This is a genomic window from Methanosphaerula subterraneus, from assembly GCF_052055875.1.
Taxonomy (GTDB): domain Archaea; phylum Halobacteriota; class Methanomicrobia; order Methanomicrobiales; family Methanospirillaceae; genus Methanosphaerula; species Methanosphaerula subterraneus.
The window spans coordinates 1,199,760-1,219,162 of the sequence record NZ_CP170508.1 but is presented as its reverse complement, the minus strand read 5'-3'; the positions used below and the strand labels follow the sequence as shown (position 1 = coordinate 1,219,162).

Annotated in this window: 20 protein-coding genes; 9 read left to right on the top strand and 11 right to left on the bottom strand. The window is 58.2% G+C overall.

Going from position 1 to position 19,403, the window contains the following annotated elements:
• Window positions 1-16 precede the first annotated feature (16 nt).
• The 4 genes from psmB to ACFKSJ_RS05710 all read right to left on the bottom strand — a co-directional run bounded on the left by psmB (window position 17) and on the right by ACFKSJ_RS05710 (window position 3,090).
• On the bottom strand, window positions 17-652 hold the full coding sequence (gene psmB / locus ACFKSJ_RS05725) for an archaeal proteasome endopeptidase complex subunit beta (RefSeq protein WP_440951298.1): 636 nt from the start codon (window positions 650-652) through the stop codon (window positions 17-19).
• Between the two features lie 97 nt (window positions 653-749).
• A complete protein-coding gene (locus tag ACFKSJ_RS05720; protein WP_440951297.1) occupies window positions 750-1,568 on the bottom strand; it encodes a CBS domain-containing protein in 819 nt (272 codons plus the stop codon).
• Between the two features lie 23 nt (window positions 1,569-1,591).
• On the bottom strand, window positions 1,592-2,020 hold the full coding sequence (locus ACFKSJ_RS05715) for a universal stress protein (protein ID WP_440951296.1): 429 nt from the start codon (window positions 2,018-2,020) through the stop codon (window positions 1,592-1,594).
• A gap of 26 nt (window positions 2,021-2,046) precedes the next feature.
• Entirely contained in the window at window positions 2,047-3,090 is a 1,044-nt protein-coding gene (locus ACFKSJ_RS05710; RefSeq protein WP_440951295.1) for an amidohydrolase family protein, read from the bottom strand.
• Between the two features lie 49 nt (window positions 3,091-3,139).
• Between ACFKSJ_RS05710 and ACFKSJ_RS05705 the strand changes: the two genes are divergently transcribed.
• A complete protein-coding gene (locus tag ACFKSJ_RS05705; RefSeq protein WP_440951294.1) occupies window positions 3,140-3,301 on the top strand; it encodes a preprotein translocase subunit Sec61beta in 162 nt (53 codons plus the stop codon).
• A 33-nt stretch (window positions 3,302-3,334) separates the two neighbouring features.
• Here the strand turns inward: ACFKSJ_RS05705 and ACFKSJ_RS05700 are convergent, their stop codons facing one another.
• Window positions 3,335-4,099 (bottom strand): coenzyme F420-0:L-glutamate ligase, encoded by a 765-nt coding sequence (locus ACFKSJ_RS05700; protein ID WP_440951293.1) that lies wholly within the window; start codon window positions 4,097-4,099, stop codon window positions 3,335-3,337.
• A 10-nt stretch (window positions 4,100-4,109) separates the two neighbouring features.
• Window positions 4,110-4,376, bottom strand: coding sequence for a hypothetical protein (locus ACFKSJ_RS05695; protein ID WP_440951292.1), 267 nt, complete (start codon window positions 4,374-4,376; stop codon window positions 4,110-4,112).
• 125 nt (window positions 4,377-4,501) lie between these two features.
• On the opposite strand from ACFKSJ_RS05695, the gene ACFKSJ_RS05690 reads away from it, so the two are divergent.
• On the top strand, window positions 4,502-7,156 hold the full coding sequence (locus ACFKSJ_RS05690; RefSeq protein WP_440951291.1) for an oligosaccharyl transferase, archaeosortase A system-associated: 2,655 nt from the start codon (window positions 4,502-4,504) through the stop codon (window positions 7,154-7,156).
• Between the two features lie 212 nt (window positions 7,157-7,368).
• Complete coding sequence (locus ACFKSJ_RS05685; protein WP_440951290.1) at window positions 7,369-10,023, top strand: oligosaccharyl transferase, archaeosortase A system-associated; 2,655 nt, start codon at window positions 7,369-7,371, stop codon at window positions 10,021-10,023.
• A gap of 358 nt (window positions 10,024-10,381) precedes the next feature.
• On the opposite strand, the gene ACFKSJ_RS05680 is transcribed toward ACFKSJ_RS05685, so the two are convergent.
• A complete protein-coding gene (locus ACFKSJ_RS05680) occupies window positions 10,382-10,843 on the bottom strand; it encodes a rhodanese-like domain-containing protein (RefSeq protein WP_440951289.1) in 462 nt (153 codons plus the stop codon).
• Between the two features lie 135 nt (window positions 10,844-10,978).
• Here ACFKSJ_RS05680 and ACFKSJ_RS05675 point away from each other — a divergent pair, with 135 nt between their 5' ends.
• Window positions 10,979-11,542, top strand: a complete 564-nt coding sequence (locus ACFKSJ_RS05675; protein WP_440951288.1) for a LemA family protein — start codon at window positions 10,979-10,981, stop codon at window positions 11,540-11,542.
• Window positions 11,543-11,554: 12 nt separating this feature from the next.
• Window positions 11,555-13,402, top strand: a complete 1,848-nt coding sequence (locus ACFKSJ_RS05670) for a DUF2207 family protein (protein ID WP_440951287.1) — start codon at window positions 11,555-11,557, stop codon at window positions 13,400-13,402.
• Between the two features lie 69 nt (window positions 13,403-13,471).
• On the opposite strand, the gene moaA is transcribed toward ACFKSJ_RS05670, so the two are convergent.
• Window positions 13,472-14,347 carry a GTP 3',8-cyclase MoaA gene (gene moaA / locus ACFKSJ_RS05665; RefSeq protein ID WP_440951286.1) on the bottom strand — a complete coding sequence of 292 codons (876 nt, stop codon included), beginning with the start codon at window positions 14,345-14,347 and terminating at the stop codon, window positions 13,472-13,474.
• A complete protein-coding gene (locus ACFKSJ_RS05660) occupies window positions 14,325-14,936 on the bottom strand; it encodes an RlmE family RNA methyltransferase (RefSeq protein WP_440951285.1) in 612 nt (203 codons plus the stop codon). Before ACFKSJ_RS05660 ends, moaA begins: the two co-directional genes overlap by 23 nt.
• A 335-nt stretch (window positions 14,937-15,271) precedes the next feature.
• Between ACFKSJ_RS05660 and ACFKSJ_RS05655 the strand changes: the two genes are divergently transcribed.
• Both ACFKSJ_RS05655 and priL read left to right on the top strand, forming a co-directional pair.
• Window positions 15,272-16,015 (top strand): DNA polymerase sliding clamp, encoded by a 744-nt coding sequence (locus tag ACFKSJ_RS05655; RefSeq protein WP_440951284.1) that lies wholly within the window; start codon window positions 15,272-15,274, stop codon window positions 16,013-16,015.
• A gap of 1 nt (window position 16,016) precedes the next feature.
• Complete coding sequence (gene priL, locus ACFKSJ_RS05650) at window positions 16,017-17,039, top strand: DNA primase regulatory subunit PriL (protein ID WP_440951283.1); 1,023 nt, start codon at window positions 16,017-16,019, stop codon at window positions 17,037-17,039.
• A 15-nt stretch (window positions 17,040-17,054) separates the two neighbouring features.
• Here the strand turns inward: priL and ACFKSJ_RS05645 are convergent, their stop codons facing one another.
• On the bottom strand, window positions 17,055-17,231 hold the full coding sequence (locus tag ACFKSJ_RS05645) for a hypothetical protein (RefSeq protein WP_440951282.1): 177 nt from the start codon (window positions 17,229-17,231) through the stop codon (window positions 17,055-17,057).
• Between the two features lie 79 nt (window positions 17,232-17,310).
• Here ACFKSJ_RS05645 and ACFKSJ_RS05640 point away from each other — a divergent pair, with 79 nt between their 5' ends.
• Window positions 17,311-17,637: a hypothetical protein gene (locus tag ACFKSJ_RS05640; RefSeq protein WP_440951281.1), complete on the top strand. Its 327-nt coding sequence runs from the start codon at window positions 17,311-17,313 to the stop codon at window positions 17,635-17,637.
• A complete protein-coding gene (gene nudC, locus ACFKSJ_RS05635; RefSeq protein ID WP_440951280.1) occupies window positions 17,627-18,472 on the top strand; it encodes an NAD(+) diphosphatase in 846 nt (281 codons plus the stop codon). Before ACFKSJ_RS05640 ends, nudC begins: the two co-directional genes overlap by 11 nt.
• Before the next feature lie 39 nt (window positions 18,473-18,511).
• Here nudC and ACFKSJ_RS05630 read toward each other — a convergent pair whose 3' ends face one another.
• Window positions 18,512-19,381 (bottom strand): fructose 1,6-bisphosphatase, encoded by an 870-nt coding sequence (locus ACFKSJ_RS05630; protein WP_440951279.1) that lies wholly within the window; start codon window positions 19,379-19,381, stop codon window positions 18,512-18,514.
• Between the last annotated feature and the right edge of the window lie 22 nt (window positions 19,382-19,403).

Below are 19,403 nucleotides of genomic sequence, written 5' to 3'. Positions count from 1 at the left end.
ATCGTCCTAAAAAAAGTTATGCGGTGACTGCAGCGGTATACTGCTGTAACCGTTCTTCAGATAATTCCGAATAAGCATCCTTGGTGATGATCACCACGTGGATCCCTTCCCCTGACGCCGAGTCCCGGCGCATTGCTGCACGGAGCGCCCTGATTGCGAGTTCGATCGCCTCGTCCTGGGAGAGGTCCGGTTTATACCGGTCCTCAAGAACTCCGTAGGCCATCGGCGAACCGGAGCCTGTGGCGACGATATCGTCCTCTCTGGTCGCACCGCCCATGGCGTCGACCGAGTAGACACTCGGCCCTGTCGCATCGACACCGCCGACCAGCAACTGTACATAATAGGGGAAGTAGCGGTTCTGGTTCAGATAGTTCGACAGGAGTGTCGAGGCTGCACCGACCGAGATGGACCGCCCGCGGCGGATCTGGTACAGGTTGCACTCGACGGTCATGATCCGTGCCAGCTGCTGGGCATCTCCGACCCCGCCAGCCGTCGTCATTCCAATCCGGTCAGCTACCTGATACACCTTCTTCGCTCGCTTGCTTGCGATCATATTTCCCATGGTGGCACGCTTCTCTGTTGCGAGAATGATGCCGTCCTTAAAAACGATCCCGATGGTTGTCGTTCCTTTTAATGTCTCAGCTTCTGACATTGAAACACCCCAAAAATATTAACACGCTATAATGAGTATAAAAGCGCTTGCACAATCTACAAAGCCCTTATGAAATTTAAAGATTTGGTTAAAAGTACTAAATACAGAGCACTTTTATCAGTTCGCGGTCAAAAAGCATCGCAATAAGCCTCTTATCCCCGTTGATCACAGGGAGCTGGTCGATCCGTGCCCGCTTCATCTTCAGGGCACATTCGCTGACCTCGGCATTCAGCGGAACAGCGACCACGTTCTTCACCATTGCGTTCTTAACCGCCTTCTTTGGGAGCTGCACCTTGCTGATACTGTAACTGAGCGTATGATTGTCCCTGATACTCTCCCAGGTCCACTCATCATCGTCGGTTCCATTGGAGAAATCGCTGACCCCGACACTGTCCTCGATCACCGTCGACCTGATCAGGTCGCGTTCAGAGATGATCCCTTTGAGGGTGTTCTCTGCGTCAAGGATCGGGATCGCATCGAAGCCGGATATCTCCATCACCTTGCCGACGACGGTCAGGGGAGTCTCCTCCCAGATCGCGAAGGTCTGGCTGGTATAGGTCCCCTTGATCACATCGGTGATCTTCATGTGTGCGATCGCATGGATCAGGTCCGATACACTGATCAGCCCGATCAGGGCGCCACCCTCAACAACCGGGAGCCTGCGGACATTATGCTTGACCAGCAGCCGGGCGGCATCCCGAATCGTTGCGTCGGGCCCGATCGTGATCGGGTCGGGCGTCATCAGGAGACCGAGCTGGGTCTCGTCAGGCTTTCTGAGCAGATCCTTCCTGGTGATGATCCCAATCAGGCGCCCCTCCTTGATCACCGGAACACCGCTGATCCCGGTTCTCTTCAATATCTTCAGGACATCGTCGCGGTTGCCTGGAATCTCCACGCTGACCACATCGGAGGTCATATAGTCCTGTACAAGCGCCTCGGTTATTGTCTCACCACCATGGTCGTTATTCTACTATTCATTACCACAAAGGAACTGACACTTCCGAGGAGTAATCGTTCGATGTTGCTCTTTCCAAGGGACCCCACCACGATGAGGTCTGCGTCCAGTTCTTCGGCGAGGGTGATGATCTCCTGGCCGGCATGCCCCTGCTTCAGATGGAAGGTCATCTCGACCCCGACATCGGCGGCATTCTTCGTTGCGGCGGAGAGAATCTCCTTTCCTTCCTTCTCCAGAAGACTGTACATGACCTCCCAGGTATTGTCCACCGGGAGCGATGAGAAGAGTCCGATCTCGACGACATATATCGCATGAAGCTCGGCATTCCAGATCTTCGCCTCATCGATAGCCCGCTCCAGAGATTTCAGACTCTGACTGGACCCGTCTATTGCTACAAGTACTTTGTGGAACATATGCACCTCTGGAAAACAGCCATGTACTATTCCTTTTTTTGTTTTATAAGAGTATTGGAGAGAACAGATCGGTCGACCCTTCTCACCATGCTTGTCACCATGTCCTGGGAATGGATCAAACTCGTATTCTGAGTATTTATCAGTAAGAACTCTGCAGCACTCCCTTCTTTGAGATAAGGAGAACTGCCGGTGAGCAATGCTCCGTCGATCGCCGCATGCAATAATACGCGCGGATCGATCCGGTAGATCGTCGACGTGAACGCCATCTCAGAGAAGAGGTCGGGTTCAACGAACATCACGTTGTCAGTCCCGAGCAGCACGCTGCAGCCGGCGTTGATCATCCTCTTCAGCGGAGGGTGATCCCTGGAGTCGGTGACCCCCAGCATCCAGTTCGAACGCGGACAGACAGCGATCGATATCCCCTGATCTGCGGCCTTTCTCAACTGTCGGTCGGTAGCATGCGTCATGTGGACCAGCAGGTCGGGGTTATAACTGAGCGCTCTGTCGACATCGAATCGGTCCCGTTCGCCTGCATGAAAGGCGACCGGTCTCCGGGCTGCACGCGCTCTGGCGACCACCCCCTCGACATCCGGGCAGTCCCGGACACTTGAGATTCCTGCCCCGTCGGCAACCGCCTCCCCGCCGTCTCGTCCGAGGATCACCGGCCTGCATGGGAGTCCGGCAGCAGCCTCCTTCAGAGCATTCACCCCGTCGACGCCCCCCTCCCGGAAGTCGGCAAACCCGTGAATCCCGCCACCGATCATCCGCCTGATACTCAGGTGCATTCCGCTGACCAGCGACTGCCGGCTCGCCGCCCTGAGCAGCCGATGCTTGAGCCCGTCGGGCGGGGCCACCAGGGCCGTCAGATCGCCCTCTGCAGCGCAATCCATGGCGATAGTATCGCCGAGATGGGTGTGGGCATTGAAAAAGGACGGGCAGATCCAGGTCTCTGGTGCGGCACGGACCTCTTCGATGCGATGTATCCTTCCATTCAGGACCGAGATCTCCACACACCGTTCCTCGAAGTCCTCCCCGATCAGGGCACGTCCGCACCAGGTCTCTTCCACCATCTCGCTCCTCTGTGATTATTTATATATTGATAAGATGAAATATATCGGTATGGCGAAAAAGAGAGGCGGACGGTTGATCTCATCTGCCGGTCTTGTCAACTACTATGAGAGTGAAGACCGCAGGGCAATCCATATCGAGCCGATGATAGTCATAGGGGTTGCCGCTGCAGTCGGTGTCATCATCATTCTCCTGAACTATCTTCTGAAATAAGGGTCTTCCTTTTTTTACCGATACACTGTTGCTCTATTCCATCCGCTGCACGGCGGCCTGGTTGGTCAGCGCCCTTCGTGTCAGGTCCTCGTGCTGGTTGAAGTACAGGTTGTCGTGGCCGGACCAGGTCTCGCATCCCCTGACGACGACCACCGGCACGCCGTTGTTGCTCTCGCCCATCACGAAGTTGGCGAACCCTGCGATCTCGTCGATCACGGCCTCCTCGGTGATCTCGAGTTCATGGCCGAAGAGATCGGTATCCCCGCGGAAGTCCCGGATCGCGGTCATCCCGCTCCAGCCGATCGCATGGCCGGTCTGCCCGCGTCGAAAGGATCGCCCGCAGGTGTCGGTGATGATCACCCTGATCGTTCTGCCGGTCAGTGCCTGGATCCGCTCCTGCACCTCACGGGCAGCGCCCATCGGGTCACTCGGAAGCAGGATCACTTTTCCGTCCTCGATGTTGGAGTGGTCGACCCCGGCCCTGACGCCGATATGTCCGCATGCCAGGGCGGAGAGGATGAACGGCTCTTCAAGGATCAGGTCCTCGGTGGCATCCAGCACCGCCTGCACAAACCGGGGTTCCTCTCCATTCAGGGCTGCCAGTCGTCTGGCCTGTGCCCCGGGTTGTATGGTTGCGAGGTCCCGGGTGTATCCCCTCGCCTTCGAGAGGACGGTCGAGGCGATCACCAGGATGTCCCCGTCCTGCAGCGGGATCGTATCTGTGATCATCTTTTCGAGGTCGTCCCCGATTCGAATCAGGGGAAGACCTTCCACCGGAAGCACGGTGATCGGTTGCATGGGTAGAATATCAGCATGGATCCCGATAAATGGATGAGATCCCTGCCGGACGATGATGACCGACCGGGAGGGTGCCCCCGACCAGGTCCCGGTTCCGATCGTCCTCTCCTCTCTCCTGGAAGGCCAGCCCCCTCCCGGCGGACCGGCTGCAGCAGGCCTTCATCGGCGCGTCGATCGCGATCGTCCGGGTTCCTCCACCGGTCCAGTCCTTCATCCCGTGGTCCAACGGGTGATCGGGACGATCCCCTGTTCGTTTGTTCGGATCTTCTCCCGCCATCGTCCCCGCCGACTCCCCTTTCTTGAGATTCAGTGCAGGGACCGGTGATGGGAACGGACGGTCCGTTTCATGCCAAATATATAAGCAGTGGGAAAAGATCATCTCCTATTAAACTGGAGGGTCGGATGACTCAAGCGGACTTCAAAGATTACAGGACATATCTCATCCCACTGCTTGTTGCCGTCTTTACGGCATTTGCGCTCTGGATTCGAATTCTGCCCGCACTGCACCTGGGCAGCGCTGACATTCTGAACCTTGTCAGCAGCGACGATCCGATCTATAATCTGAGGCTCGTCGAACTGATGCTCAATAACTTCCCGAACTATCCCTGGTTCGACCCGATGACCTACTTCCCGACTGGGACGCATATCTTCTGGGGCCCCCTCTTCACGACGGTCATCGCCACCCTCTGCATGCTGACCGGCGCCCACACCAGACCTGCGATCATCTTCATCGCCCTGCTGGTCCCGCCGCTGATGGCCGCCGTCATGGTCCCGGTCACGTATAAGATCGGGGAGGTACTCGGGAACTGGAAGACCGGTCTGTTCGCCGCGGCGTTCATCTCGGTGGTCTCCGGCCAGTACTTCTACCGGTCCCTCTTCGGGTACAGCGACCACCATATCGCCGAGGTCCTCTTCAGCACGATCTTCTGCTTGGCCTACATCTACGTGGTCCGGTACACCCGGACCCATACGGTCGACCCGGCGGACCGGTCGACACTGAAGGTTCCGGCCCTTCTCTCTGTTGCGGCTGGGATAGCCTACTTCCTCGGCCTGATGGCGATGCCGACGATGATCCTGTTCGCGATGCTGGTCGGAATCTTCACGGTCGTCCAGTTCATGGTCGATGTCCACCGGAAGCACGAGACCTTCTCGCTGCTGCTGGTCAATGCGGTCACCTTCGGTGTGGCGATCGTCTGCTTCCTGATCTTTGGGGTAAAATCCTCGGGATTCGGGTTCGCCGCCTACACCCTCGGTCACCCCCTGGCGTACCTGATGCTGATTGTGATGACGGCCGTGCTGTACCTGCTCGCACAGAGGCTTCACCTGAAAGAGGTCTACTACTATCCCCTGGCCCTGGCCGGCATCGCAGTCGTCGGCGGGTTGATCCTGTTCCTCGCCCTGCCCCAGATCTATGGGGAACTGATCGGGAACCTGCTCGGCTTCTTCGGGCAGAACTACATGTCCACCACCATCCAGGAGGCTCGCGGCTGGAGTGTCGAGTCGGCCTGGTCGACGTTCCACTTCGGACTGCTGCTGATGCTCCTCGGGTTCGGCGTGCTCCTCTACCGGTGCTGGAGCGAGCACCGCCCGGAGCACCTCTTCGTCCTCATCTGGTCGGCAGTGATCCTCTTTGCGACAATACAGCATCTCAGGTACGAGTACTACCTCGCAGTCAATATCGCAGTCGTCGGCGGCCTCGCAGCCTCAACCTTCCTTGAACGGGGATGGAGGGATATGATCCTGCTGCTCGGGATCACCGGAAAAAAGACCGATAAGCCGGCTCCGGCCACAGATGCCGGGACAGGGTCGTCGAAAAAACAGAAGAAGGCGCCGGTGAAGGCGAAGCACGTCCCATCATCGGCGAGGATCAACGCGGGGAACCTTGCGATCTTTGTGGTGATCGTCGTCGCTTCCCTGCTGTTTGCCTACTTCTCGCTCTTTCTGGTGGACCTCAACAATGACGGAACCTCCGACTTTTTGCCGGCCTATACGACGGCGAACTCCTATACCGTATCAATGAACGGGGACTGGCGTGAAGCGCTCGAGTGGATGAACGCCAGGACGCCGGCGACCGGTATGGACATGAAGAAGATCTACTCCTCACAGAACTTCACCTATCCCGAGCAGGCGTATGGGGTGATGTCCTGGTGGGACTACGGTCACCTGATCACCTTCCTCGCCGAGAGGATGCCGAACGCAAATCCATTCCAGGAAGGGGTTGCCGGACCGACCGGGGCAGCCGCCTACTTCATGGCCACCAATGAGTCAGATGCTGACAAGATCCTCGATACCTTGAAGACACGCTTCGTGGTGACGGACATCGAGATGGATGTCACCAAGTTCCTGGCGATGTCGACCTGGTACAACAGCACTGCCATGGCGACCCCTTACCAGCTGACGATGCTCGCCCCGACCTCCTCAGGTTCAGGTTCGTACCAGACGACGACGATCAACAAGCAGCAGTATTACATGACGATGATCGCCCGGCTTCACACCCTCGACGGCTCGATGACCGATCCGACGACGGCGTACTATATCGAGTACAGGGACGCGGCCGCCGCCAAGACCAGTTACCCGGTGATCACCCGGGCCGAGAGTCAGAACGCGACCGAAGCCAGGAAGAATGCGGATGCCTACAACCTGCGTGCCGCTGCAGGCATGCATGCGATGGTCGGAAATCCGAACACCTTCGTGCCGGCAGAGCAGGTCACGGCCCTGCAGCATTACCGGCTCGTCCACGAATCGCCCTCCAATGGAGCCCAGAGCCTGATGGGTGCTCAGGAGGGGATCCCTGACATCAAGTACGTGAAGGTCTTTGAATATGTGAAAGGAGCGCATATCAAAGGAGACGGCGTGATCGAGGTGCCGGTCGTCACGAACACCGGCAGGACCTACACCTACCGGCAGCAGAGCGTGAACGGCGAGTTCATCGTCCCGTATGCGACATCAGGCAACCCCTACGAGGTCAAGACGACCGGGCCGTACCGTATCATCGGGACCGGGCAGTCGTTCGACGTGACCGAGTCTGCAATCCAGATCGGGGCCACGGTCGCCTGAGTGACAAAACCCTCACTTTTTTTGATCCCACACCCATGCAGATCAATCGATACCGATACCATGATGCATCGGGTGACCGAACCGTTCTCTGGTGATGTCATACCGTCTCCGGGATGTGCCGGAATGAAGGTACTATCCGGGTGAACTTTTTCGTTTCTTGCCAAATTTATAAACACTCATAGAAGAGAATTTTTTATGAAATGGAGGGTCAGATGACTCAAGCGGATCTCAAAGACTACAGAACATATCTCATCCCACTGCTCGTTGCTGTCTTTACAGCGTTCGCGCTCTGGATACGGATCCTGCCCGCTCTGCATATGGGCAGCACCGACATCCTGAACTTTGTCGGCAGCGACGATCCGATCTATAATGTCAGGCTCGCCGAACTGATGCTCAATAACTTCCCGAACTATCCCTGGTTCGACCCGATGACCTACTTCCCGACTGGGACGCATATCTTCTGGGGCCCCCTCTTCACGACGGTCATCGCCACCCTCTGCATGCTGACCGGCGCCCACACCAGACCTGCGATCATCTTCATCGCCCTGCTGGTCCCGCCGCTGATGGCCGCCGTCATGGTCCCGGTCACGTATAAGATCGGGGAGGTACTCGGGAACTGGAAGACCGGTCTGTTCGCCGCGGCGTTCATCTCGGTGGTCTCCGGCCAGTACTTCTACCGGTCCCTCTTCGGGTACAGCGACCACCATATCGCCGAGGTCCTCTTCAGCACGATCTTCTGCCTGGCCTACATCTACGTGGTCCGGTACACCCGGACCCATACGGTCGACCCGGCGGACCGGTCGACACTGAAGGTTCCGGCCCTTCTCTCTGTTGCGGCTGGGATAGCCTACTTCCTCGGCCTGATGGCGATGCCGACGATGATCCTGTTCGCGATGCTGGTCGGAATCTTCACGGTCGTCCAGTTCATGGTCGATGTCCACCGGAAGCACGAGACCTTCTCGCTGCTGCTGGTCAATGCGGTCACCTTCGGTGTGGCGATCGTCTGCTTCCTGATCTTTGGGGTAAAATCCTCGGGATTCGGGTTCGCCGCCTACACCCTCGGTCACCCCCTGGCGTACCTGATGCTGATTGTGATGACGGCCGTGCTGTACCTGCTCGCACAGAGGCTTCACCTGAAAGAGGTCTACTACTATCCCCTGGCCCTGGCCGGCATCGCAGTCGTCGGCGGGTTGATCCTGTTCCTCGCCCTGCCCCAGATCTATGGGGAACTGATCGGGAACCTGCTCGGCTTCTTCGGGCAGAACTACATGTCCACCACCATCCAGGAGGCTCGCGGCTGGAGTGTCGAGTCGGCCTGGTCGACGTTCCACTTCGGACTGCTGCTGATGCTCCTCGGGTTCGGCGTGCTCCTCTACCGGTGCTGGAATGAAAACCGCCCGGAGCACCTCTTCGTCCTCATCTGGTCGGCAGTGATCCTCTTTGCAACGATTCAGCACATCCGGTACGAGTACTACCTCGCTGCCAACATTGCGATCGTCGGTGGGCTTGCAGCCTCCACCTTCCTTGAACGTGGGTGGAAGGACCTGGGCCTGCTGCTCGGAATCAACGGTAAAAAGATCGATAAGCCGGCTCCGGTCGCCGATGCTGCCCCTGAATCGTCAAAAAAACAGAAGAAGGCGCCGGTGAAGGCGAAGCATGTTCCTGCATCGGCGAGGATCGACGCGGGGAACCTTGCAGTCTTTGTGGTGATCGTCGTCGCTTCCCTGCTGTTTGCCTACCTCTCGCTCTTCCTCGTGGACTTCAACAGTGACGGTACCCCCGACTTTGTCCCGGCCTACTCGACAGCGAACTCCAACGTCTTTTCGATGAACGGGGACTGGCGTGAAGCGCTCGAGTGGATGAACGCAAGGACGCCGGCGACCGGTATGGATATGAAGAAGATCTACTCCTCGCAGAACTTCACCTATCCCGAGCAGGCGTATGGGGTGATGTCCTGGTGGGACTACGGTCACCTGATCACCCTGATTGCGGAGAGGATGCCGAACGCAAATCCATTCCAGGAAGGGGTCGCCGGACCGACCGGGGCAGCCGCCTACTTCATGGCCACCAATGAGTCAGATGCTGACAAGATCCTCGATACCTTGAAGACACGCTTCGTGGTGACGGATATCGAGATGGATGTCAGCAAATTCTGGGCGATGTCGACCTGGTACAACAGCACCGCCGGGGTAACGCCCTATCAGCCGACGCTGCTCTCATCGACCTCCACGACCTCGACCTCGTACCAGGCCGTGTCGATCAACAACCAGCAGTATTACATGACGATGATCGCCCGGCTCCACACCTTCGACGGCTCGATGACCGATCCGACGACGGCGTACTATATCGAGTACAAGGACGCGGCCGCCGCCAAGACCAGTTACCCGGTGATCACCCGGGCCGAGAGTCAGAACGCGACCGAAGCCAGAAAGAATGCGGATGCCTACAACCTGCGTGCCGCTGCAGGCATGCATGCGATGGTCGGAAACCCGAACAACTTCCTGCCTGCAGAGCAGGTCACGGCCCTGCAGCATTACCGGCTCGTCCACGAGTCGCCCTCCAATGGAGCCCAGAGCCTGATGGGTGCTCAGGAGGGGATCCCTGACATCAAGTATGTGAAGGTCTTTGAATATGTGAAAGGAGCGCATATCAAGGGAGACGGCGTGATCGAGGTGCCGGTCGTCACGAACACCGGCAGGACCTACACCTACCGGCAGCAGAGCGTGAACGGCGAGTTCATCGTCCCGTATGCGACATCAGGCAACCCCTACGAGGTCAAGACGACCGGGTCGTATCGCATCGTCGGGACCGGACAGTCGTTCGATGTGACCGAGTCTGCAATCCAGACCGGGGCCACGGTCGCCTGAGTGTCGACCACTCCTTCTCTTTTTTTAGAATCGCCCACTCTTCAGATCGTCATCGATATGAAACCCGCTATCGATGTATGGCGGTCTCCTGCAGCCTGGCGCTTGTTGTTCCTGGAACTATGCCGGGGCAGCCCATGCATGAGGGGAAGAAGGGGAGGCTCGATCCCTGGTCGGCCCCGGAACCGTGGATACGATCGCTCTCCTAAAAGGTGATGGAGCCCTCGTCCAGTGCTGTCATACCGGCATGTCATGACACCTGCCGGTCCAGGTCGACGTCAGAAAGAAGGGTGTATACGGGATCTCTCAACAGATCCAGCTGATTGTACTCACCTGAAAAATGTATAAAAAAGGTATGGTACTACCCGACCACCGTCGAGTAGCCGGCATCCTTCCACTTTCCAATGCCGCCCTTCATATTATAGATCTGGGTATAGCCGAGGTCCTGCATGATCTTTGCTGCCGTGGTACTCCTGGTTCCACTCTGGCAGTAGACCAGGTAGATCTTCGACTTATCCATCGTTTTGCCCATCTGATCGCGGAAGATCCCGGCATTGACATCACGGTTGATCGCCCCGTTGAGATGTTCGGTCTGGAACTCGGACTGTGTCCTGACATCGAGGATCACCAACTGGTCGCTGTTGATGTTCTGCTGTATCAGGGCACTGGCCTCCTGGGGTGAAATGTCGCGAATCGCTGAACTCTGGGAGAGATTTCCGTTCTGTGAGGTGGCGCCCTGCAGTGCAGTGCACCCACTCAGGGCCGCCACCACACCGACAAGGACAAGCACCAGGATCATTCTGTATGCCGGCCTGGTCTTCATATCAGTAGTAATCTATCACCTGTTCACATAAGTCATTTATCTGTCCGGGTCTGGAAGCGGCCGCATCGCTCTGATAAACCAGAGGGAGATCCCTTAAATACTGACGTCGCACTCAATAGATCTAGGTGAATTACCGTGGATATCATCTCAATTATTATCATTGCAGTCATTCTCCTGATCATCGTCGGGCTTGTCCTGTACGTGATCGGGATCTATAACAAGTTCTTCAATCTGAAGAACTCGGCCGAAGCGACACTTGGACAGATCAGGGTCGCGATGAAGAAACGGCTCGACATGATCGAGCAGCTGCTCGGTTCTGTGAAGAGCTATGCGGCGTTTGAGAAGGACACCCTCGAGAAGGTGACGGGTCTCCGGGCCAGCGTCATGAAGGCCACACCCGGCGAACTGAACGCGATCGAGCAGCAGTCCCGTTCCCTGCTCGGCAGCCTGTACGCGGTCGCAGAGAACTATCCGGACCTGAAGACGTCGACAACGGTGCAGGAACTGATGGGAGCGATCAAAGGGGTCGAGGATGAGATCGCCAGGCAGCGGTACACCTACAACAACATCGCCCAGCAACTGAATACGATGACCGATACGATCCCCTCCAACATTGTCGCACGGATGATCGGGATGCAGAAACTCGAGTACCTGCAGTTCGAAGAGGCCATCGAGAAGGCACCGAAGATCGAGTTCTAGACGGGGCTTTTAGTGAGTGAAACACGGCAGCTCGCGGTCCTCCTGGTGGTCACCCTTCTAATCGGGTGTGCCGCCATCGGGATCGCGACATATCTCCCTCAGATGACCGAGGGAGACCTGGTCGTCGACCAGTACAATGCATTCTATTCTCCCAATGGGACACTTGTCGAGGAGTATACCTATCAGGTCAAAACCTCGGACGAGTACCGGATGCTCTATCGGAACTTTGACGATCAGTTGACCACCGTTCGCACTGATACGTCGCATATCCAGTTTCTGGAGATGAAGGGGCCGGCAGGGCTGACCGGGTATGTCAGGGACGCCTCCGGCACGGTGACCCTGTATGACCCGGACACTGGAGCGGTGATCCCGTCGGCACCCGGAAGCGGACCGATCGCCTCGCTTGCAGAGAAGAACGAGGTCGGGATCTTCAATCCCCAGTATTTTCCGGCCGGGACCTATACGGTCAGGTACGTCTACTCGGTGATGTCGCCGGTGGAGTACGACGCATCGGCGGTGCATATCAATCTGAAGCTCGCACGCCTGCACATCCCGTACCGGAACGTGGCGATCACGCTTCCGTCAGACCAGGTCCAGCACCTGTATGCCTATCCGCCCGGACTCAAAGAGTCGCGGTCAGGGTCGACGATCACCCTCGCCGGATCGGCGGGCAAGGACGAGACGATCGCCGTCGAACTCCTGCTGAACCGCGACGCCCTCTCCACGGTGGCCGGGTTCCCCTCGGAGGTCGCGGACGTGTCTGGGAAGGCTGCGAGTGGCAGTTTCTGGTACAGTGTTCCGTATACGCTCTCGCTCGTGCTGAAGGTGGCTGGCGGGGCGATGGTGCTCCTGATGCCGCTGCTGTTGCTGCTGATCTACCGCAGGTTCGGGCAGGAGAAGGTCTTCACCGTCCCTGAGTACCTGAGCACGACGCCGAACAATTCGATCAAGCCCTGGGCGGTGAACCTCCTCTTCAACAAGAATGCAGGTTCGTTCGACCAGAACGGGTTCTATGCGACCCTGCTCGACCTCCACCGGAGAAAGATGGTGCATATCACCGAGCACCCGGATGCGAAGGCCGGCGGTGACGGTGGGGTGAAGATCGAAGTGCTGCAGAGCACCTCCGACGACAACTACGAGCAGCGGGTGCTAAACTATCTGAACTTTGTCGGGGTCGACGGCGTGGTCGATACCGGCCGCATCGCCACGATGGCTGAGCAGGCGAAGAAGGACACGACCATGGCCGGAACGGTGGTGAAGTTCCAGACCGAGCTGACCAGTATCACCACCTATGCCGATGCCCGGACGCTGAACCGGTACGTCGCTGATGGAAAGATGCACCTCCTCCCGCTGGCCCTGGTGGCCGCGGTGCTGGCCGCGGTGATCGTTGCCGTGATGTACCTGCTCCCGCAGGGGCGGTCGCTGATGGTGCTGCCGCTCGTCCTTTGGCTGGTCGTGCTGGCGCAGGCCGGCATTGCGCTGGTCATGCCGGTGACCCTCTTCGGGACCTGGAAGGGGGATGCCTACAAGGAGAAACTGGAATGGGATGCATTCAGGCACTTCCTCTCCGACCTCGCGCTGATCAAGCAGTACTCGCCGGCGGACCTCTCGATGTGGGGGGAGTGGCTGGTCTATGGGACGGCGCTCGGTGTCGGCGACCGTGTTGCGGCGGCGATGCAGGAACTGAAGATCTCGATCCCTGACGACGATATCGCCCCGTTCCATCTGAATATGGCCTTTGCACCGATCATCTTCTTTGCACCCCCGAGCCAGGGTTCAGGCGGAGGACTCGGCGGTTTTGGCGGCGGTGGATTCGGCGGTGGCGGCGGTTTTGGCGGCGGCGGTGCAGGAGGCCGCTGATACCAAAATTCCATCCCCTAATTTTTACAAAGACGTTAAAAAAATAAAAAAGTTCTTCTTTTCTTCTGGTCACTTGAAGTAGGGTTCCCGCAGCATCACCGCTTCAGCGAACCGCTTCCGAAGCTCTTCGCCATGCAGTCCTCTGATGTCGACCAGGTTGTCGTTTCTGAGCAGACAGGGTTTCAGCTTCCCGTCCGAGGTCAGGCGGAGGCGGTTGCAGAACGAACAGAACTCGGTATTATGGAGCGGCCGCACCACCTCGACCTCTGCACCGTCGATCAGGTACTTCTTCCGGTGGTGCATCCGCCGGGTGACCACTTCGTCGGCCTTCCCTGCGATCAGTTCCTCGAGCCCTTTCACGTCCCCATGGTACTGGCAGTTCCGGAACTCCATCAGTTCGATCAGCTGCAGGATCAGGTTCTTGTCTCCCCTGACGAAGTCGATGAACGAGTCGATCTCATCCTCGTTGATATTTTCGAGCACGACCATGTTCAACTTCACCGGGGTCAGCCCGGCGTCGACAGCGGCCTCGATGCCTGCGAAGACGTCCGAGAGACAGTCCTTTCCGGTGATCTGCTTGTAGCGCTCCGGGATCATCGAATCAAGGCTGATGTTCGCCCGGGAGAGGCCGGCATCGTGGAGGTCGTAGGCTTTGTCGGCCAGCAGCGTCGCATTGGTGGTGATCGAGGTCTCGACCCCTGGAGGTACTGCCTGGATGATCGAGGCCAGGTCCTCCCGAAGGAGTGGCTCCCCTCCGGTGAACTTCACGTTTCTGACCCCAAATTCGGTTGCAACCCTGATGATCTCCTCGATCTCCTCTGCAGAGAGCTGGACCGAGGGGTTCACCTCCCCCTCTGCATGACAGTAGATGCAGTTCAGATTGCAGGCCTGGGTCAGGCTGACCCGAAGGTTCGTGACCGGTCTATTGAATGTGTCCCTCAACATCTCCTGAACTCCCGATAAAGTTCTTTGCAACGATATAGATCTCTGTCGACCCGCGCCTGGTCGATTTGGTATGGAAGGTTTTTACTACGTAGAAGTGTTTTTTGACCTCTTCAAGGAGTTCATGGAACATCTCTCCCTGGAAGGACTTCATCGCCATGTTGCCGCCCTGCTTCATGGTCCTGACGGCGAACATCAGCGCGTCCTCTCCAAGACCGATCGCCCGGGCCTGGTCGTAGCACTTATGCCCGCTCAGCTTCGGAGAGGCATCACAGAGGACCACGTTCACGACCCCGACCAGGTCCTTCACCTGCTGCTGAACCTCAGGTGAGGTCAGATCCCCGACGACCGTGATGACTCCATCTATCGGCGGAATCGGGTTGAGGTCCACCCCCAGCACCTTCCCCTCGGTCATCGTCCGCTCGACCTGCAGCCAGGACCCCGGTGCAGCCCCGAGGTCGACGATATTGTCATCCTCTCTGATGATCGAGAACCGTTCCTGGATCTCCTGGAGTTTGTATGCTGCCCTGGACCGGAACCCCTCGTTCATCGCTCTTCGATAGACTTTGTCTTTTCCCCACTGTGAACCCATATGGACTGACCTCAAACCCTGCATATTCTACAGAGTGGATACAGAACGGAGGTATTGTCAAAGGCCAGAAATTATTGTAGTGGCCTTCTTCAATAGAGGCGAGCGCAACACGAGATCGAAGATGCACCGCATCTTCGTTTATCATGTATCCGACGGGACAAATTTCAATCTGAACGATGTCTTCGTTTTTGATACACATCTCACTCAGACCCGGCCATAAAATGCTCGCGCATTGCCTGATCGGTCTGAAATGTTGCGTTAACCACAATATTTTCTCCGATATTATTAAAACTATGATTATATAGTTTATAATAGAGTTTGTTAAGGAGTTCATGATGTTGGATGCTACTATAGATGCAGACGTCTTCAGAGAGTCGGTGGATGCGATCGCAGCGCTGGTGACCGAATGCCGCCTGCATGCCACAGAGCAGGGACTGCGGACCAGGACTGTCGACACGGCGAATGTTGCGATGATCTCGCTCGAGCTGGAGAAGGATGTCTTCGAGTCATATCAGGCCACCTCCAGCGAGATGGGCATCGATATTGTGAAGATCAAGAATGTCCTCTCGATGATGGGCAAGGGCGACCAGGTTCACCTTGCGCTTGCAGAGGAGAGCAGGAAACTGGAGGTCAGTTTCCAGAGTTACCAGTACTCGATCACCCTGCTCGATACCAATACCATACGTAAGGACCCGAACGCTCCGACGATCGAACTGCCCGGCAAGGTGGTGATCTCAGGAGCGGCGCTCAGTGCTGCGATCAAGGCTGCCTCCGTGGTATCGGACAAGATTGCACTCGGGATCGACCCTGAAAAGGGGATCTTCTACATGGAGGCCGAGGGGGACACCGATCATATCCGGCTCGAACTCGGGGACGACAAGCTGATCTCCCTGGTGCCGGTGCAGGCCCGCTCACTCTTCTCGCTCGACTATCTGAAAGACATGGGCAAGACGATGAGCAAGGCCGAGAAGGTCGAGATCAGCCTCGGCATCGACCACCCCGTGGAGTTCACCTTCGATATTGCGGACGGCAAAGGGCACGTGATGTACCTGCTCGCCCCCCGTATCGAGGCAGACTGATATGCAGGTCCGGCTCGATATCAAGGACCTTGCACGATACCCCTTTTTAAAAGAATCACAGCAGTATGTCGGGACGCAGTCGGAGTCCCTCGACCAGTTCCTCGCCGGCAACCTGGGAAGGCTGGCGCTGGGAAAAGCCGCTGACCGGGTGAACCGGGCCATTACCTTTCGCAAAGCCCGGAGTGGGGAGGAGAAACGTCCCGAGGCCCCTGCAGACGATGTCAATGTGAAACTTGAGATCTTCAGTTATGGGCTCGCACGGGTGCTGGTCTCCTGTATGAAGGACCGGACGCTGATCGACCGGCTGGCGAGGTACGAGGCACGGCGCGCCGCCCAGTTCCTGGCCGACGAAGATCTCGATAAGAAGGCCTACGTCGCAGAGAGCCTCGGCATGGACCTCAATGACGCCCAGATGCCGCTGGTGGCCTATGTGGACCTGGTCGCCCCACTCCGGGACGAACGGTGGCGGCTGGTGAACCGCTCGGTGCTCCACGGGTCGGTGCTCCTCCGGAAGGGGAAGACCGGGGAACAGCGTGAGATCGATGAACTGCTGGCCGAACGGATCCGCGTGGTGCTGCTCAGACAGCTCCCGCTCCAGGTTCCGCCCTCGGTCTGTGAACAGGTCCGTCCGGTCACCGAGCAGTTGAACGCCACCTACCAGCAGCAGATGCTGCGGGACCTCGGGCCGATCGACGAGGGACGGTACCCGCCCTGCATCAGCACTCTGATCGCCGCCGTGACCGAAGGAAAGAACCTGACCCATCCGGGGAGGTTTGCGATGACCGCATTTCTACACACGATCGGGATGTCCTCGACCCAGATCGTCGAGCTGTACTGCCGGGCCCCTGACTTCGACCTGCAGACCACAATGTACCAGGTCGGGCATATCGCCGGCGGGGGGGGTACCGAGTACTCGCCGCCGTCGTGTGCGACGATGCAGACGAACGGGATCTGTGTCGGAAAGAATGCGCTCTGCTCGAAGGTGAGCAGCCCGCTCGGATATTACCGGCGAAAGAAAGAGTGAGTTGAGTTGGAGATATCAGGCGATCTTATCGTTGATCACATACCCTGCCCCACTCATCACGATCAGAAATCCGATGATCGCGACCAGATATGCAATGGCATGGGGCATGACCAGCGGTAACCCGACGATCAGAACGACAAAGATCCCAAAGGCAGCGAGCCCGGTGATCAGGTCCAGCAGCGGTGCGTCCATCTGGTTACTATCATCGTTGCAGGGATAAAAATTCTTTCGCGACAAATATCCTTTTAGGATCACGATCAATATCAGCATCATGGAGATCGTTGATACACTGCGGACGTTCCTTGAGAACGGGGAAGACTGGGAACGCAAACAGACCTCTGTTGCAGGGCTGTCGATCATCAAACTGCCAAAGACCCGGACGCGCCCCGCCTCGCTCGCCCTTGAACTGAATCCGGTCAACGAGCAGGGTCTGCCGATGAAGAGGAAGGGCGTGATGGTGATGAGCACCGCCGAACTGGAAGCGCTCCGCTCGCTGATCACCAATGAGAAGATCGATTCCCTCTTTGAATCGATCCTGGAAGTCATGCCTGAAAAGAGACCTGCGCGAACCGTGAGTGATAGTATCCTTGAGATCTGAGGATACCGTCTTTCAGCCGCACTATGCGGTGAGGTCGCTGCAGCTCGGGTACCTGTCACCCTCCAGGGTTCCGGAGGCCGGGGCGCTCCTGGTGATCGTGCATGAGGGTCAGGTGCTGGTGGACGATCGGCACTCGATCTTCTTCCCGTTTGCGTCCCGGCAGATCCCTGCCACCGACCCTGTGGTCGGAATCGGCTGGGTGGACGATCGGCCCTGTTATGTGGTTGCAGATCCCGGGACCCCCGCCCAGCCGGGCACCCGTTTTGTCGGGCTCCGTGAACTCTTCAATCACGTGGACGAGGAGTCGCTCGGGATCGCAGGCAGGGCGGTCCAGGTCACGGAGTTTCTGGCGACCCGCCGTTTCTGCGGCAGGTGCGGGGCGGCCACTGCCCTCGCCGACCACGAACTGTCGATGGTCTGTCCGGTCTGCGGGCAGATCGAGTACCCGCGCCTCTCTCCGGCGATAATTGTGCTGATCAGGGACAACGATCGGTGCCTGCTCGCACGGTCCCCCCGGTTTCCCGAAGGGATGTACAGTGTGATCGCCGGCTTTGTCGAACCAGGGGAGACGATCGAGCACGCCGTCCACCGGGAGGTGCAGGAGGAGGTCGGGGTCAGGATCAGGTCCGTGCAGTACTGGGGGTCGCAGCCCTGGCCGTTCCCCAACTCGTTGATGATCGGGTTCACGGCCGAGTATGCCGGCGGCCAGATCGCCATCGATAATCGGGAGATCGAGGCTGCGGCCTGGTTCGGCCGGGATCGTCTGCCGCGACTGCCCGGGCCGACGAGCATCGCCTATGCGCTGATCAATGATTTTTTAAAAGAAGGCCGGTAGCCGGCACTGATGATCCGGGGTCCGGTCCCAGGGTGACGATCAGGGCCGAAACGGCCCTGATGTCCGGCGGTGTTCGGCCGTCAGAACAGCCGCCTGCCTGGCCGGATCGAAGGCAGGGTCGTCGAAGAGGTCTGCCGGGCCGATCAGCCTGCCCCTGTTCAGTGCGAATCCGAACGCCGTGATCCGTGATGGGCCGGCCGGTGCCGTGGTGTGGGCGTCACAGATGCTGACCGGCATCAGTGCCATCCCTGCCATCAGGTGGGGGGAGAGGAAGGGAGCGAGCACCTCCCCGACCGACGGGAAACAGCCCTCTGTTCTGATGAGGATCGTCCCCCCCGTCCGATCCATGCCGGCCACCGCTGCGACCGTGCCGTCCCGCCGGAGCACCCGGATCGCCTTCACCTCCTCGTCTGCGAGGTACCCGAGGAGCGGGTAGGCCTCCTCCGGGGTTGCAGAGCGGTGCTGTACCCCTGACTGCATGGTCAGTTCAAAGACGAACCCTTCTCGAAGGGACGGATCGCTGACCAGCCGTGCCGTCAGGAGCGGGTCCGCGAAGACCCGGTACAGGATCTGGGCCACTGTTCTCCCTGCGTCTGTCATCAGCACCAGCACCGGTTCATGCTCCCGCTCGGTGAGCGTGAGTTCGATGGTCAGGGTACTGCCCTCTGTGGGGCAGAGGTGCAGCTCGGTCGCCTCGTTCTGGCCGGCTGCGAAGGTCCGGTCGATCAGATCCCCCGGCACCTGTACTCCGGTCAGGATCAGCCCGAGCAGGTCCCCGCAGTGGACGATCCCTGCATCGGTGATCGCCCCTGCCTTCACCTGCTCCTTCACCATCCGTGCAGTCCGCTCGAGCACCTTCGGATGAACCCGGGCATGCCCCGGGTACCCGCCGATCGCCTGTGCGGCCATGGTGATTGTAGTGATCTGCTCT